General features: G+C 71.5%; 13 protein-coding genes and 1 pseudogene. 8 read left to right on the top strand and 6 right to left on the bottom strand.

The features are described from left to right. The first annotated feature begins 73 nt into the window (after positions 1 to 73). On the top strand, positions 74 to 274 hold the full coding sequence (locus ACIO3O_RS35575; RefSeq protein WP_401753038.1) for a PspC domain-containing protein: 201 nt from the start codon (positions 74 to 76) through the stop codon (positions 272 to 274). A gap of 100 nt (positions 275 to 374) precedes the next feature. On the opposite strand, the gene ACIO3O_RS35570 is transcribed toward ACIO3O_RS35575, so the two are convergent. Both ACIO3O_RS35570 and ACIO3O_RS35565 read right to left on the bottom strand, forming a co-directional pair. Then, positions 375 to 725: an ATP-binding protein gene (locus ACIO3O_RS35570; protein WP_401753037.1), complete on the bottom strand. Its 351-nt coding sequence runs from the start codon at positions 723 to 725 to the stop codon at positions 375 to 377. A 167-nt stretch (positions 726 to 892) separates the two neighbouring features. Beyond that, complete coding sequence (locus tag ACIO3O_RS35565; protein ID WP_401753036.1) at positions 893 to 2,035, bottom strand: adenosine deaminase; 1,143 nt, start codon at positions 2,033 to 2,035, stop codon at positions 893 to 895. A gap of 115 nt (positions 2,036 to 2,150) precedes the next feature. On the opposite strand from ACIO3O_RS35565, the gene ACIO3O_RS35560 reads away from it, so the two are divergent. Further along, positions 2,151 to 2,885 carry a dienelactone hydrolase family protein gene (locus tag ACIO3O_RS35560; protein WP_401753035.1) on the top strand — a complete coding sequence of 245 codons (735 nt, stop codon included), beginning with the start codon at positions 2,151 to 2,153 and terminating at the stop codon, positions 2,883 to 2,885. A 343-nt stretch (positions 2,886 to 3,228) separates the two neighbouring features. Continuing rightward, the gene (locus ACIO3O_RS35555) at positions 3,229 to 4,332 is read left to right on the top strand and encodes a calcium:proton antiporter (protein WP_401753034.1); all 1,104 of its coding nucleotides are present in this window, start codon (positions 3,229 to 3,231) and stop codon (positions 4,330 to 4,332) included. Between the two features lie 6 nt (positions 4,333 to 4,338). On the opposite strand, the gene ACIO3O_RS35550 is transcribed toward ACIO3O_RS35555, so the two are convergent. Further along, the gene (locus tag ACIO3O_RS35550) at positions 4,339 to 5,328 is read right to left on the bottom strand and encodes a LysR family transcriptional regulator (protein WP_401753033.1); all 990 of its coding nucleotides are present in this window, start codon (positions 5,326 to 5,328) and stop codon (positions 4,339 to 4,341) included. A gap of 62 nt (positions 5,329 to 5,390) precedes the next feature. Here ACIO3O_RS35550 and ACIO3O_RS35545 point away from each other — a divergent pair, with 62 nt between their 5' ends. The 3 genes from ACIO3O_RS35545 (at position 5,391) to ACIO3O_RS35535 (ending at position 8,961) form a co-directional block, all read left to right on the top strand. Next, complete coding sequence (locus ACIO3O_RS35545; RefSeq protein WP_401753032.1) at positions 5,391 to 6,722, top strand: MFS transporter; 1,332 nt, start codon at positions 5,391 to 5,393, stop codon at positions 6,720 to 6,722. A gap of 205 nt (positions 6,723 to 6,927) precedes the next feature. Then, entirely contained in the window at positions 6,928 to 7,647 is a 720-nt protein-coding gene (locus tag ACIO3O_RS35540; protein WP_401753031.1) for a L,D-transpeptidase family protein, read from the top strand. A gap of 174 nt (positions 7,648 to 7,821) precedes the next feature. Further along, positions 7,822 to 8,961, top strand: coding sequence for a sigma-70 family RNA polymerase sigma factor (locus ACIO3O_RS35535; RefSeq protein WP_401753030.1), 1,140 nt, complete (start codon positions 7,822 to 7,824; stop codon positions 8,959 to 8,961). A 39-nt stretch (positions 8,962 to 9,000) separates the two neighbouring features. Here the strand turns inward: ACIO3O_RS35535 and ACIO3O_RS35530 are convergent. Then, positions 9,001 to 9,183, bottom strand: a pseudogene (locus ACIO3O_RS35530) (hypothetical protein); the annotation flags it as partial. A gap of 189 nt (positions 9,184 to 9,372) precedes the next feature. Here ACIO3O_RS35530 and ACIO3O_RS35525 point away from each other — a divergent pair. After that, positions 9,373 to 10,344 (top strand): helix-turn-helix domain-containing protein, encoded by a 972-nt coding sequence (locus ACIO3O_RS35525; protein ID WP_401753029.1) that lies wholly within the window; start codon positions 9,373 to 9,375, stop codon positions 10,342 to 10,344. A 146-nt stretch (positions 10,345 to 10,490) separates the two neighbouring features. After that, positions 10,491 to 10,934: a peptidase inhibitor family I36 protein gene (locus ACIO3O_RS35520; protein ID WP_401753028.1), complete on the top strand. Its 444-nt coding sequence runs from the start codon at positions 10,491 to 10,493 to the stop codon at positions 10,932 to 10,934. Positions 10,935 to 11,005: 71 nt separating this feature from the next. On the opposite strand, the gene ACIO3O_RS35515 is transcribed toward ACIO3O_RS35520, so the two are convergent. Both ACIO3O_RS35515 and ACIO3O_RS35510 read right to left on the bottom strand, forming a co-directional pair. Continuing rightward, positions 11,006 to 12,343, bottom strand: a complete 1,338-nt coding sequence (locus tag ACIO3O_RS35515; RefSeq protein WP_401753027.1) for a mannosyltransferase family protein — start codon at positions 12,341 to 12,343, stop codon at positions 11,006 to 11,008. 206 nt (positions 12,344 to 12,549) lie between these two features. After that, positions 12,550 to 13,827: a thymidine phosphorylase gene (locus ACIO3O_RS35510; protein WP_401753026.1), complete on the bottom strand. Its 1,278-nt coding sequence runs from the start codon at positions 13,825 to 13,827 to the stop codon at positions 12,550 to 12,552. Between the last annotated feature and the right edge of the window lie 353 nt (positions 13,828 to 14,180).

Below are 14,180 nucleotides of genomic sequence, written 5' to 3'. Positions count from 1 at the left end.
GTATGGAACTACACCGGGAGCGCATCGGACGCTCCCCCACAAGAGCCCTCTCAAGCTCGCGAAGGAGCCCGCCATGACCGCACTTGTCCGCCCCCGCGACGGCCGTGTGATCGGCGGAGTGTGCGCAGCGCTGGCCCGGCGCTTCGGCACCTCCGCGACCACGATGCGCGTGATCTTCCTGGCCTCGTGCCTGCTGCCGGGACCGCAGTTCCTGATCTACCTCGGCCTGTGGATCTTCCTGCCGGCCGAGAAGACCTCGAAGACCGCCTGGTAGTCGTCCTTCCCGTACCGCTGGTACGCGTACCGCTGGTACGAAGAAGGGGCGCACCTCCCTCGGGAGGTGCGCCCCTTCTCGTGTGCCCGGGGGCGGCGGATCAGGCGCCGACGCCCGGGACGGCACCGGTGGGCAGGCCGCCGGTGGGCAGGCCCTTCGTCGGCAGGCCGCCCAGGAGACCGTTGACCGGGTCCTGGCCCTCGCCGGCCGGCATGACGTGTGGAGCGCTCTTGCCGAGCGCGTCCTGGCCCGCCTTCAGGGCCTCCGGGCCACCGGCCGGGAGCTTGCTCGCGACCTGGTCGACCGGGAGGGCCTGGGAGACGGCGCCCAGCGCGGCGGCCGCGTCCGGGGCGGCGGGAGCGGCGGCGGCGCTGGCGGAACCGGCGGCAGCGGCGACGAAGGCGGCACCGAGAGCGGCGGTACCGAGGGTCTTGGCAGCAGACTGCTTCATGAAAACAACGTCCTCAAGAGATGGGGGGAAGTGAGCGGCTCTGCAAGCTAGTCAGAGCTTTCCACGCCCCGCAAACACCACCAATCCGCCGGGAGTTGATATTCCCGGCGGACTGTGTGGGACAGGGGATCAGTTGCCTCCGGCAGCGAAACCGCTGGTCACGGGGCCTACTGGAAGAGCCACTCCGACTTCAGCTCGGCGTAGCCGGGCTTGATGACCTCGTTGATCATGGCGAGACGTTCATCGAAAGGAATGAAGGCGCTCTTCATCGCATTGACCGTCGTCCACTGCATGTCGTCGAGCGTGTAACCGAAAGCGCCGATCAGGTGCTCGAACTCGCGGCTCATGCTGGTGCCGGACATCAGCCGGTTGTCGGTGTTCACGGTGACCCTGAACTGGAGCTTCCGCAGCAGGCCGAAGGGGTGCTCGGCGTACGAGGTGGCCGCTCCGGTCTGGAGGTTGGAGGTGGGGCACATCTCCAGGGGGATGCGCATGTCCCGTACGTACGCGGCCAAACGTCCGAGCTTCACCGCGCCGGTGGCCCCGTCGACCGTGATGTCGTCGATGATCCGGACGCCGTGGCCCAGGCGGTCGGCGCCGCACCACTGGATGGCCTGCCAGATGGACGGCAGCCCGAAGGCCTCGCCGGCGTGGATGGTGAAGTGGTTGTTCTCGCGCTTGAGGTACTCGAAGGCGTCGAGGTGGCGGGTGGGAGGGAAGCCCGCCTCGGCGCCCGCGATGTCGAAGCCGACGACGCCGAGGTCCCGGTAGCGGTTGGCGAGCTCGGCGATCTCCAGGGCGCGGGCGGCGTGCCGCATCGCGGTGAGGAGGGCGCCGACGCGGATGCGGTGGCCGTTCTCCTTCGCCCGCTTCTCGCCTTCCCGGAAGCCGTCGTTGACCGCCTCGACGACCTCTTCGAGGGTGAGGCCGGACTCCAGGTGCTGCTCGGGCGCGTAACGGATCTCCGCGTACACGACGCCGTCCTCGGCGAGGTCCTCGGCGCACTCGGCGGCGACCCGGAAGAGGGCTTCGCGGGTCTGCATGACGGCGCAGGTGTGGGCGAAGGTCTCCAGGTAGCGCTCCAGCGAACCGGAGTCGGCGGCCTCGCGGAACCAGATGCCCAGCTTGTCGGCGTCGGTCTCGGGGAGGTTGTCGTAGCCGACCTCGCGGGCGAGTTCGACGATCGTGCCGGGGCGCAGTCCGCCGTCGAGGTGGTCGTGCAGCAGCACCTTGGGTGCGCGGCGAATCTGTTCTGCGGAGGGCGTGTTGGGGCCCTGCACGGGAGTCTGGGCGGGGGTCTGGCTCGTCATCTGGGCACTCTAGCCCCTACGCGCGTAGATCGCGCCAGATCGACGGGCAACTCGATACGTAACAGTGACCGTGCGGACGGGTGGAGTCCATCTCGGGTTCTGAGACTGTTCTGTCATGACACAGCAAGTCGAGCCGGGCCCGCACGCCCGGCTGGGGCGGGCCGTCGGGGCGGACGTGGTCGGCGGGGTCCTCCTGGTGCTGCCCTCTGGCCAGGTCACGTCGGCCCGGGGACCCTCGGTCGCGTCGTACGCGGCCGGGCGCGGCCTCGCGCGGGAGCTGGCCGGTGCGGGCGCGCCGCAGGGACTGCGCGCACATGTCGTCCGGTACCGGGGACGCGGCTGGAACGGGCCGGACGCGCGGCTCGCGGCGGACGCCGAGTGGGCCGTCGAGGAGGTCGTACGGCGTTACGGCGACGTGCCGGTGGGGCTGGTCGGGGTCGGCATGGGCGGCCGGGCGGCACTGCGGGCGGCCGGGCACCCGGCGGTGGGGGCGGTCGTGGCGTGGGCGCCGTGGCTGCCGTCGCCGGTGGCGGAGGAGCCGGTGCGGCAGCTGGTGGGGCGGCGGGTGCTCATCGTGCACGGCACGCAGGACGAGTGGGCGGAGCCGGATCTGTCGCTGCGGCTGGCGGAGCGGGTGAAGAAGGCGAACCGGGACACGTGCAGGTTCGAGGTGCACTCGGACGGGCACGGGCTGCGGCAGCACCGGGCGGAGGTGCGGGCCCTCACTTCCGACTTCGTCCTCGGGTCCCTTTTCGGGCGGCCGTACGCGCGGGCCGTCGAGGACGCGCTCGCGGCTCCGCCGCCGCTGGGGCTGCGCATGCCGTTGGCCTCCGGCTTTGGGAGGGGGTAGGGGGGGAGGGGGTCCGTGCGGGTGCGTCGTGGTCCCTGTTCCGTGCGGGTGCGTCGTGGCTGGTCGCGCAGTTCCCCGCGCCCCTGGATGGATGCCCTCCGGGCACCATCCCCCTCCCGGGCCCCCACCCTTCCCCCAGCCCCCTTGGGCGGCGGGGCCGCCCCCCGGGGGCGGGACGGGCGGGCAAGGGGGCGGCCCGCCCGACACCGGGCCACCCCGGTGCCCGCCCTCTCGCCGCCGGGCGCGCCCGAAGGCCCTCGCACCCCGCACCCGCGTCCCCGTACCGCCGCCCGCCCGAGGGCACCGCGCGCGGGACTTTGGTCCCTCTGACACCCTCGAACCCATGAGCACCAGCGTCGACCGCATCAAACCGACCCACTGGGCCTCCTTCGTGCCCGTCCTCGCCCTCGTCCTCCTCGCCTTCTCCTGGGGGCGCGACATGCCGGGGCCCGTCGTCGGGCTCCTCGCGGTGTTCCTCGGCGGAGCCGTCCTCGCCGCCGTGCACCACGCCGAAGTGGTCGCGCACCGGGTCGGCGAACCGTTCGGCTCGCTCGTGCTGGCCGTGGCCGTCACCATCATCGAGGTGGCGCTGATCGTCACCCTCATGGCCGACGGCGGCGAGAAGAGCGCCTCCCTCGCCCGGGACACCGTCTTCGCCGCCGTGATGATCACGACGAACGGCATCGTCGGCATCTCCCTGCTGGTGGGAGCCCTGAAGAAGCGCGTGGCCGTCTTCAACCCCGAGGGGTCCGTCGCCGCCTTCGGCGCCATCGCCACCCTCGCCGGGCTCAGCCTCGCCCTGCCGACGTTCACCACCAGCACGCCCGAGGCCGAGTTCACCCCCACCCAGCTGATCTTCGCCGCCGTCGCGGCCGTCTTCCTGTACGGGCTGTTCGTCGTGACGCAGACCGTCCGGCACCGGGACTACTTCCTGCCCGTCACCCAGCAGGGCAAGGTCATCGACGAGGACGAGCACGCCGACCCGCCCCCGGCGAAAGTCGCGCTGATCAGCCTCGGGCTGCTCGCCGTCTCGCTCGTCGCGGTGGTCGGCCTCGCCAAGGGCGTCTCGCCGACCATCGAGAAGGGCGTCGACGCGGCCGGGCTGCCCGCGTCCGTGGTGGGTGTGGTGATCGCGCTGCTCGTACTGCTGCCGGAGAGCATCGCGGCCGTACGCGCCGCCAAGCGGGACCGCGTACAGACCAGCCTCAACCTGGGACTGGGCTCCGCGATGGCCAGCATCGGACTCACCATCCCGGCGGTCGCGCTCGCGTCGATCTGGATGGACGGGCCGCTGCTGCTCGGGCTCGGCGCCACGCACATGGTGCTGCTGGCGTTGACCGTGGCGGTGGGAACGCTGACGTTCGTGCCGGGACGGGCGACGCCCCTCCAGGGTGGCGTGCACCTGTCGCTGTTCGCGGCGTACCTCGTGCTGGCCGTCAGCCCGTAGGGCCGGTCAGTCCGTGGGGTCGCCGGGCACCTCCACGAGCGCCGTCTGCGGCAGGATGTGGCCGCGCCGGGACAGCAGGAAGCGTTTGAAGGCGGCCACCGGGGGCGTGTCCGGGTGGCCGTCCAGCCAGGCCACGCCGATCTCGCGGGCGGCGCGCGGAGCCGTCACCGTCAGCTCCACGACCCCCGGGCGGGCCACGGCGGGAGGCGGCAGCAGCGCCACCCCCAGGCCCGCCGCCACCAGGCCGCGCAGGGTCTCCGCCTCCTCGCCCTCGAAGGCGACCTTCGGGCGGAAGCCCGCCTGCGCGCACAGGTCGTCGGTGATGCGGCGCAGGCCGTAACCGGGTTCGAGGGTCACGAAGGTCTCGTCGGCCGCCTCCGCCAGGCGGACCCGCTTGCGGGAGGCGAGGCGGTGGTCGTCGGGGACGACGAGGCGCAGGCGCTGTTCGTCGAGGCGGCGGGCCACCAGGTCGGGGGCCTCGGGGACCGGCGAGGTCAGGCACAGGTCGAGATCGCCCGCGCGCAGCCGCTCCAGCATCGCCTCCCCGTAGTTCTGGACGAGCTGGAAGCGGATGTGCGGGTGGTCGGCGCGGAAGGCCCGGATCAGCGCCGGGACGGTCTCCGAGCCCATGGTGTGCAGGAAGCCGAAGGCGACCTTGCCGGTGGTCGCGTCCGCGTCGGCCCGTACCGCGTCCGCAGCCTTCTCGACCTCGGCCAGGGCGCGTTCCACGGCGGTCAGGAAGGTGCGGCCCGCCGGGGTGAGGGAGACCGTGCGGCCCTTGCGGGCGAACAGGGCGACGTCCAGGTCCTCTTCGAGGCGGACCATCGCCCGGGACAGGGTCGACTGGGGCACGCCGAGTTCGTGCGCGGCCCGGGTCACGTGCTCGTGGCGGGCGACCGCCGCGAACTGGGCCAGGCGCGGCGCGAGCACCTGCTGAATGTCTTCTTCGTAACTACTCGGTGACAGCCGACCCTGTGAGCTTTGCTTATGCAGCATGGGATGGATTATCGCCGTTCTGTGCATTGGACGCATGAGAAGGCCAGGTCTAGGTTTCTGGCATGCCTTCCGCCAGTACCACGGCGTCCATACCTGTAGTTGTGGGCGCCGATTCTCCCGTTGCCTCTGATTCCTCAGTTACGCCTGTGGCCACCGCTGTGGCGAGCGAGCCCGTCGACACCCGGCTCGCCCCCTCCTCCCCCGGCTTCCGCCGGATGAGCTTCGCGCTCTTCGCGGCCGGCATGGCGGCCTTCGCCCTCCTGTACTCCACGCAGGCACTGCTGCCCGCGATCTCCGCCGGACTCGACGTCACCGCCGCGCAGGCGAGCTGGACCGTCTCGGCGGCGACGGGCGCGCTCGCCCTGTTCGTCCTCCCCCTGAGCGCGCTCTCCGAGCGGTTCGGGCGGCGTACGGTCATGACGTACTCCCTCGTGGTGGCCGTCGCGGTGGCCCTGCTCGTCCCGCTGGCGCCGAACGTCGGCTGGCTGATCGCGCTGCGTGCCGTGCAGGGTGCGGCGCTGGCCGGGCTGCCCGCGTCCGCGATGGCCTACCTCGCGGAAGAGGTGCGGCCCAAGGCGCTGGTGGCGGCGATCGGCCTGTTCGTGGCGGGCAACTCCATCGGCGGCATGAGCGGACGCATCGTGACCGGCTGGGTCGCGCAGCTGTGGGGCTGGCGGGCGGCGCTCGCCTCGGTGGCGCTGATGGCGCTGGTGTGCGCGGTCGTCTTCCGGCTGCTGCTGCCGAGGGCCCGCAACTTCACGCCCGGCACGCTGAACCCGAAGGCCCTCGCCAGGACGGTCGGCACGCACCTCTCCGACCCGCTGCTGCGCAGGCTGTACGCGATCGGGGCGCTCTTCATGACCGTCTTCGGCGCGGTCTACACGGTGATCGGCTACCGCCTCGTCGAGGCTCCCTTCAACCTGCCGCAGGGCGTGGTCGGCTCGATCTTCCTGGTCTACCTGGTGGGTACGGTCTCCTCCGCGGCGGCGGGCAGGCTGGTCGCCCGCACCGGGCGGCGCGGGGCGCTGTACCTGGCGGTCACCACGACCACCCTCGGCCTGCTGCTCTCCCTCTCGGACTCGCTCACCGGCGTCCTGTCCGGCCTGGTCCTCATCACCGCGGGCTTCTTCGCCGGGCACGCCGTCGCCTCCTCGTCGGTCAGCCACACCGCGAAGACCGGGCGGGCGCAGGCCTCCGCGCTGTACCAGTCGGCGTACTACCTGGGCTCCAGCGTCGGCGGCACGCTCGGCGCGACCGCGTTCCACGCGGGCGGCTGGGAGGGCACCGTCGCCCTCGGCCTGCTGGCCGTCGTCGGAGTCGCCGCGATCACGCTGTACGGAACGCGCTGCGCACGGGTGGAGCGGCGCTCGCTGCTCGTGGCGGCGCGCTCCTGAGTCCCGTACGGAGCCGGTGAACGGGGGTGCCTTCGCGGGCACCCCCGTTCCGCGTCCCGTGCCGCGTCCGCCCCCTGTCACGAAGTCGTGACACTCCAACCCCCGTGTCGGTACAACGGATTGGCTTCTCCCGTCGTCTACCGGGCAAGAAACGTGCAGTACGGCACGCACGCGCGTGCTGCACGCAGGGGAAAGGGACACGTCCATGGGGGACACGAAGAGAGTGCGCGCCGCGCTCCGCACCCGTACGGGCATAGCCGTCGGGATCACCGCGCTGGTGATTCCCGCGGTGCTGACGGTGGGGGCCGCGGCTCCCGCCCAGGCCGCCGCCTCGTGTACGGCCAAGACCGGGCCGTACCAGAAGCAGGCTGAGCAATTCCTGAAGCTGAAGGTGGACGGCAAGCAGTCGGTGGCCGACTGCAAGGCGATCCGCAGCTTCCAGCAGAAGAACGGCATCACCCCGACCATCGGCTACGCGGGCCCGGTGACCTGGCGCGCGATGGACGCGATCAACAAGCAGAAGGCCGCCAAGAACCCGAACGCGGCGGGCAAGTGCCCCACCAACAAGGGGCGCATCGCCTGTGTCGACCTGACCCGCCAGCTGAGCTGGATCCAGGACGGGAAGAAGGTCGTGTACGGGGCCGTGCCGATCCGTTCGGGGCGCAACGGGTTCGAGACGCGGACCGGCCTGAAGAAGGTCTACCTGCGCAGCATCAACCACTACTCGACGCTGTACCACGTGCGGATGCCGTACTCGCAGTTCTTCGACGGAGGCATCGCCTTCCACGCGGTGAGCCTGCCGATGTCGGCCCCGCCCGGGTCGCACGGCTGCGTGAACATGCGGACGGCCGACGCGAAGAAGTACTGGGGGCTGCTGAAGAAGGGCAGCAACGTCTTCGTGTACGGGCGCAAGCCGGGGACCTGAGCACAGACCCCCGCGGGCACCCGGACGCAGACCCCCGCGGGCACCTGAGCGGGATCACAACCCGTTGGCGGGTGGGGGCATTTCGCGGCTTTGCCCCTCCCGTTGTCAGACCCCTCCCGTAAAGTCCACAGCACAGTTCGAAAAGCGGGTGGATGAGCGGGTGGGGTGGACCCTGTGAGTGATGTCGCGACGCCAGGTGTGGACGCACAACTGGAGGACTACCGGACCGAGTTGACCGGTTTCTGCTACCGGATGCTCGGCTCCGCCTTCGAGGCGGAGGACGCCGTGCAGGACACGATGGTGCGCGCGTGGCGCAGCCAGGACCGCTTCGAGGGCCGCTCCTCGTTGCGCTCCTGGCTGTACCGCATCGCGACGAACGTGTGCCTGGACATGCTGGGCAGCAGCAAGAAGCGGGCCCGGCCGATGGACTTCACCGACCCCAAGCCGCTCGCCCAGGCCCAGTTGAACCCGCACCCGGAGGCCGTCTGGCTGGAGCCGGTGCCCGACGGGCGGGTGCTCAGCCCGGTCGCCGACCCGGCCGAGACCGCCGTCGCGCGCGAGTCCGTACGACTGGCCTTCGTGGCGGCGCTGCAACACCTGCCGCCGAAGCAGCGGGCGGTGCTGATCCTGCGCGAGGTGCTGGCCTGGAAGGCGAGCGAGGTCGCGGAGCTGCTGGAGACGAGCGTCGCCTCGGTGAACTCCGCGCTCCAGCGGGCGCGGGCGACCCTGGCCGAGTCAAAGACCGCCGCGTCGGACACCCTCAAGCCGATGGACGAGGAGCAGCAGAAGCTCCTGGAACGGTACGTCGCGGCCTTCGAGGGCTACGACATGAAGACGCTGACCGCCCTCCTCCACGAGGACGCCGTGCTCTCCATGCCCCCGTTCGACCTGTGGCTGGTCGGCGCCGCGGACATCACGGGCTTCATGCTCACGCACGGCGCGGCCTGCAACGGCTCCCGCATGGTGGCGACCATGGCGAACGGCTCCCCGGCCTTCGCCCAGTACCACCCCACGCCCGAGGGCCATTTCTCGCCGTGGGCGCTCCAGGTGCTGGAGATCTCAGACGGCCGGATCTCCCACATCAATACGTTCCTGGACACCAAGCGGTGGTTCCCGCTCTTCGACCTCCCGCAGCGGATCGAGGCGGACGGCACTCCCGGGCCGGTCGCCGTCCCCGGGGGGATCTCCGGATTCGAAGCGGCCTTCGCCGCCGCGGCGGCTGCGGCTGCCGGTGGCGCCCCCGGCGCTGCTCCCGGCGGCGCCCCCGCTGCCGCCCCCGGCGGTCTCGAAGGTGAGGCCGACAAGGTCGAGTAGGCCGAGCAGCTCGGGGGCGGGGTGCCGCAGCACCAGGCGGCACCCCAGCCTCCGAGCGGCCACCCGCATCCGGGTGAGCGCCTCGACGGCGGCCAGCCCGGGTTCGGTGAGGGCGGCGACGTCGCAGGTCAGCTCGGTCTCGCCGGTGCGCAGGAGGCGGGCGTGCAGGCGCTCGCAGAGGGGCGAGACGTCGGCCTTGGTCACCGGGCCGACGATCGTCATGGGGTCGTGCGTCGAGTCTTCCACGCAGGGGTAGACCGGCCGGTCGGCCGAAACTCATCGGAACACCCCGCTCCGGCTGCCCCCGCACACCCCGGCGGGAGCAGGGTTTCGGCCAACTCACCCGATTGCTAAGGATCTTGGACTTCCCGTGTCGCACGCTTGGTCACCTACTGACCACACGGGGAGATCATGGGCCACAGGGAATTCGGAACCTCCGTCCTGCCGCTGAAGCACCGGTTCGAGTGGTGGTGCAGAGTGGTGCCGCCCGGTGCGGGGCCCGCCCCGTGCTCCGGCGACCCGGCCGCCGACTTCACCGGGCGGGCGGGCGTCCTGGCCCTGGGCCCGGTGCACTTGAACACCGTCACCTTCTCCGCGTTGCTGTCGGAACCTCCCACGACGGTCGTACGCAGCGCGGGGCCGGAGGCCTACTCCCTGGCCCTGGTGCTCGGCGGGGCCATGACGGTGACCCAGTGCGGGCGGACCGCCCGGCTCGCCCGAGGCGACTTCGTCCTGTGGATCTCCTCCCGCCCCTACGAAGGCGTGGCACTCAGCGGCCCCGACATCGGTGACGCCCGCGCGATGGTCCTGCACCTGCCGCTGTCCCTGGTTCCGCTGCCGAAGGACCGGCTCTACCTGCTGCTCGCCCGCCGCCTTCCGGCCTGTTCCGGTACCGGCCGGGTCCTGGCGCGCTACCTGGAGTGCGTGACGGAGGAGGCGGCCACCCTGGGCAACAGCGCGGGCGTCCGGCTCGGCGCCACGGGCCTGGACCTCGCCTGCGGTTTCCTCGCCGAGCAGATCGGGGCGCAGGAGAGGCTGCGGCCCAAGACCCGGCAGGAGGTCCTGCTGGCCTCCGTCGACACCTTCATCGAGGACAACCTCGCCGATCCGCTCCTCAGCCCCGAGACCGTCGCGGCCCACCACAGCATCTCGGTACGTCATCTGCACCAGCTCTTCCGCGACCGCCCGGAGACCGTCGCGGCCCGGATCAGACGTCGGCGGCTGGAGCGGTGTCACCGGGACCTCGCATCACCGCAGTTGCGCTCCGTACCCGTGTACGCCATCGGCGCGCGCTGGGGGCTGACGAACGCCGCAGGCTTCAGCCGGGCCTTCCGGGCCGCGTACGGGGTGACTCCCGGGGAGCTCAGGCGCCGTTCTGAGTAAGTGGGTTGACCGTGCGCGCGTTGACAAGAAGCACAGCGCGGCAGGCCAACGACAGAGGCCGCTCCGATGCCGGAGCCTGACACATGGCACGACGCAAGTACATCGGAGGGGCTGAAGTGGCCCACGTGACTGAAAAAGGTGCACACATGCGAGTGCGAGGAAAGCTGACCACGTTTGCTGTGGTGGGTGCGGTGGCCGCGATGCTGGCGGTCACGCCGACGGCCGGTGCCGAGACCCGGATCACTCCCGTCGCCGGGCAGCCGGGGGTCTACACGGTCACCGGGCCCGATGCGGCGATCAAACGCTACGACTGGTGCCAGAACGGGGAGACCTGCTTCTTCTCGGAGGCAGACGGCGGGGGGATCGGCAGTGGCACGAAGGCCTTCTGGAGGGCCCCCTGCGGCTACAGCGTGGCACCCAACGACTTCCGCAACAGGGCCACCTCTGCGTGGAACAGGAGGAACGCCGCGGCCGAGATCTTCTACTACCCCGACTGGACCGGGTCGATGGGGGTCATCCCGGGCGGGTGGCAGGGCAACCTCGCCCCTGAAGACAACGACGGCATGGACTCCGTGTACGTGTACTGCTGAGCGGTGGCCATCTGAACTCGTCGACCGCGCTCGTGGGGGTCCGGTGCCTGACCTGCACCGGACCCCGCCGCTCACCCTGTCCAGCGCCCCGACAAGTACGACACCGCGAACACCACCATGAGCGGGGCGACCACCGCCACGTACGCCACCTTCACCCGTGGCCTGCGCACGCTCCACGCCGCGAGCAGTGTCCACAGAGGCCACCACAAAAGCGTCGCCCGGGGCACCGACGTCAGCCAGTAGGACGTCGCGAGGGCCCACAGGCTCAGGGCGACGTACACGGCCTCCGGCCAGCGGCGCAGGACGACCAGAGCAACCAGCAGGGCGACGCCGACGACCAGCGCGACCAGCTCCGCCTGCCACATGAAGGCGTAGCCCGTGCTGTACGTCCCGTCGAAGGCCGCGTGCCAGGTGGTGTTCCACGCCTCCCACGGCGGGTGGAAGGTCCGGTACCAGCCCCGCTCCTGGGCGTGCTTCCACGCCATCCAGTCGCCGGTCCGGTTGAAGAGGTAGCCGCTGTAGAGCAGGGCCGGGACGGCGGGCAGGAGGGTCCAGGGCAGGGCGCGCCAGGTCCGGGCGGAGCGGGCCCGCCAGGCGGTGACGAGGAAGTGGACGCCGATGGCCGCGGCGACGAAGAGGCCGGATATCCGGACGGTGGTGGCGAGGGCGGTCAGGATGCCGGCCAGCAGCCAGCGCTGTTTCTGCGCCGCCAGCCAGGCGGGCAGCGCGAAGGCCAGGAACAGGGCCTCGGTGTATCCGGCGGCGAGGAAGACCGCGCAGGGCGAGAGCAGCAGGAACAGAACGGAGCGCTGCCCCGAAAGGGAAGCAGTGCTCTCGCCCGCCACGGAAGCGGCGCTCTCCCCCGGCATCCCCAGCCGCGCTATGCGGACGAGCGCCAGCACCGCGACCGCGCCCGCCACGAACGAGATCAGCAGCCCGGCGAGGGTCCAGCTCGGGACGACCCCGTGCACCGCGCGCAGCAGCAGGGGGAAGCCGGGGAAGAAGGCCTCCCTGTTGTCCCAGCCCTCCGAACCGGGACCGGCCCCCGGCCCCGTCCCCTCCGGGAAGTAGCCCTCCTGCGCGATGTGCAGGAAGTGCGTCCAGTCCCACTGGGCCCACCGCGACAGCGCCGACGTCGCCTTCTTCGCGTCCCCGTCGCCCGGGAAGACCCAGGCCACGGCGTACGAGGTGATCCACAGCCCGATCCGCGTGAACAGGTACAGCCACAGGACGTCACGGTCCGTCCCGTCCAGCCGGGACAGCAACCGGGACAGCAACCGGGACGGCAGCCTGCTCGGCAGCCGCTTCTGCGGGCCCGCACCAGAACCCGTCCCCGGTGCAGCGGTCTTCCGCTGGACCGGTACGGCGGGCTGTTGCGCGGTCCGCCGGGGCGGGGGCGCGACGGTCATGGGCGTACTCCTGCGGCGACATACGGTGGCGTGCGAATCGATGGGGCGTTCCATCTAGGAACACGTGTACGTGTGAGTATGCGTTCCACTCGCGCCAGCCCGAAATGCCGCGGAACGCGGGGCGGGGCCGGTGCGCCCTGGCACCGGCCCCGCCCGTCCGTTCCTCCCCCGGCCCTTCACTCACTCACCGCCTGCGCGGCCCCGCCTCAGGCGATGCGGTCCAGCACGATCGGCGCCGGGACGAAGTCCGTGCTCTCGTGCGCGGTCAGGACGCCGCCGTCGAGCGCCTCGATCGCGTACGCGAACTTCTCCGGCGTGTCCGTGTGCAGCGTCATCAGCGGCTGGCCCGCGACGACCTTGTCGCCCGGCTTGGCGTGCAGCTCGATGCCCGCGCCCGCCTGGACCTGGTCCTCCTTGCGGGCCCGGCCCGCGCCGAGACGCCAGGCGGCGACGCCCACGGCGTACGCGTCCAGCTTGGTCAGCACGCCGCTCGCGGACGCGTTGATGACGTGCTGCTCGCGGGCCACCGGCAGCTCCGCGTCCGGGTCGCCGCCCTGCGCCTGGATCATGCGCCGCCACACGTCCATCGCGGAACCGTCCCGCAGCGCCTTCTCCGGGTCGGCGTCCGGCAGCCCGGCGGCGGTCAGCATCTCGCGGGCCAGCGCGATCGTCAGCTCGACGACGTCCGCCGGGCCGCCGCCCGCCAGGACCTCGACCGACTCCCGCACCTCCAGGGCGTTGCCCGCCGTGAGGCCGAGCGGGGTCGCCATGTCCGTGAGGAGGGCGACGGTCTTCACGCCGTGGTCCGTGCCCAGGCCGACCATCGTGGAGGCCAGCTCGCGCGCGTCCTCGATGTTCTTCATGAAGGCCCCGGAGCCGACCTTCACGTCGAGCACGAGCGAGCCCGTTCCCTCGGCGATCTTCTTCGACATGATCGAGGAGGCGATCAGCGGAATCGCCTCGACCGTCCCGGTCACGTCCCGCAGCGCGTACAGCTTCTTGTCGGCCGGGGCCAGCCCGTCGCCCGCTGCGCAGATCACCGCGCCCGTCGACTCCAGTACGTCGAGCATCTCGGCGTTCGAGAGCAGCGCGCGCCAGCCGGGGATGGACTCCAGCTTGTCGAGCGTGCCGCCCGTGTGGCCGAGACCCCGGCCGGAGAGCTGCGGAACCGCCGCGCCGCAGGCCGCCACGAGCGGGGCCAGCGGCAGCGTGATCTTGTCACCGACGCCACCGGTGGAGTGCTTGTCGGCGGTCGGGCGGGAGAGCTGGTCGAAGTTCATGCGCTCGCCGGACGCGATCATGGCGGCGGTCCAGCGGGCGATCTCCGTGCGGTTCATGCCGTTCAACAGGATCGCCATGGCCAGTGCGGACATCTGCTCGTCCGCGACCGCGCCGCGCGTGTACGCGTCGATGACCCAGTCGATCTGCTCGGGGCTCAGCTCGCCGCGGTCACGCTTGGTGCGGATGACGGAGATGACGTCCATGGGGTTCCTTCCAGTGGTACGGCTGGTACTGCTGTGCTGGTACGGCTGTACGGCTAAATCTACGCGCGTCACGCTGGGTGGGAAGCCAGCGCGGGCAACAAATTGGCCGGGGGGAGGGGGGTGTGGGGGTGGGGGCGGGTCGGGTGGTGGTGGGGGCGGTGTCCGGTGGGCCCGGATCGCGGGTGCGGGTGAGATCCCGGTGTGGGGTGGGGCCGGGTCGGGTGGTGGTGGCGGCCGGGGTGGGGGCGGTGTTGGAGCGGGCCCGGATCGGGTGTTGGTGGGGCCGTCCTCTGGACCGGAGTGTGGCGCTTACGGGGAGCCCGTCAAGGGCGCTCCTTTGTCGCGTCGGCTTC

This window comes from Streptomyces sp. NPDC087440 (assembly GCF_044744005.1).
Taxonomy (GTDB): domain Bacteria; phylum Actinomycetota; class Actinomycetes; order Streptomycetales; family Streptomycetaceae; genus Streptomyces.
This window is presented reverse-complemented; position numbering and strand designations above follow the sequence as displayed.

What these genes read in the sequence shown, in the direction of transcription:
- ACIO3O_RS35575 (WP_401753038.1), top strand. Translation starts at nt 74, where the DNA reads ATGACCGCACTTGTCCGCCCCCGCGACGGCCGTGTGATCGGCGGAGTG.
- ACIO3O_RS35570 (WP_401753037.1), bottom strand. Translation starts at nt 725, where the DNA reads ATGAAGCAGTCTGCTGCCAAGACCCTCGGTACCGCCGCTCTCGGTGCC.
- ACIO3O_RS35565 (WP_401753036.1), bottom strand. Translation starts at nt 2,035, where the DNA reads ATGACGAGCCAGACCCCCGCCCAGACTCCCGTGCAGGGCCCCAACACG.
- ACIO3O_RS35560 (WP_401753035.1), top strand. Translation starts at nt 2,151, where the DNA reads ATGACACAGCAAGTCGAGCCGGGCCCGCACGCCCGGCTGGGGCGGGCC.
- ACIO3O_RS35555 (WP_401753034.1), top strand. Translation starts at nt 3,229, where the DNA reads ATGAGCACCAGCGTCGACCGCATCAAACCGACCCACTGGGCCTCCTTC.
- ACIO3O_RS35550 (WP_401753033.1), bottom strand. Translation starts at nt 5,328, where the DNA reads ATGCTGCATAAGCAAAGCTCACAGGGTCGGCTGTCACCGAGTAGTTAC.
- ACIO3O_RS35545 (WP_401753032.1), top strand. Translation starts at nt 5,391, where the DNA reads ATGCCTTCCGCCAGTACCACGGCGTCCATACCTGTAGTTGTGGGCGCC.
- ACIO3O_RS35540 (WP_401753031.1), top strand. Translation starts at nt 6,928, where the DNA reads ATGGGGGACACGAAGAGAGTGCGCGCCGCGCTCCGCACCCGTACGGGC.
- ACIO3O_RS35525 (WP_401753029.1), top strand. Translation starts at nt 9,373, where the DNA reads ATGGGCCACAGGGAATTCGGAACCTCCGTCCTGCCGCTGAAGCACCGG.
- ACIO3O_RS35520 (WP_401753028.1), top strand. Translation starts at nt 10,491, where the DNA reads ATGCGAGTGCGAGGAAAGCTGACCACGTTTGCTGTGGTGGGTGCGGTG.
- ACIO3O_RS35515 (WP_401753027.1), bottom strand. Translation starts at nt 12,343, where the DNA reads ATGACCGTCGCGCCCCCGCCCCGGCGGACCGCGCAACAGCCCGCCGTA.
- ACIO3O_RS35510 (WP_401753026.1), bottom strand. Translation starts at nt 13,827, where the DNA reads ATGGACGTCATCTCCGTCATCCGCACCAAGCGTGACCGCGGCGAGCTG.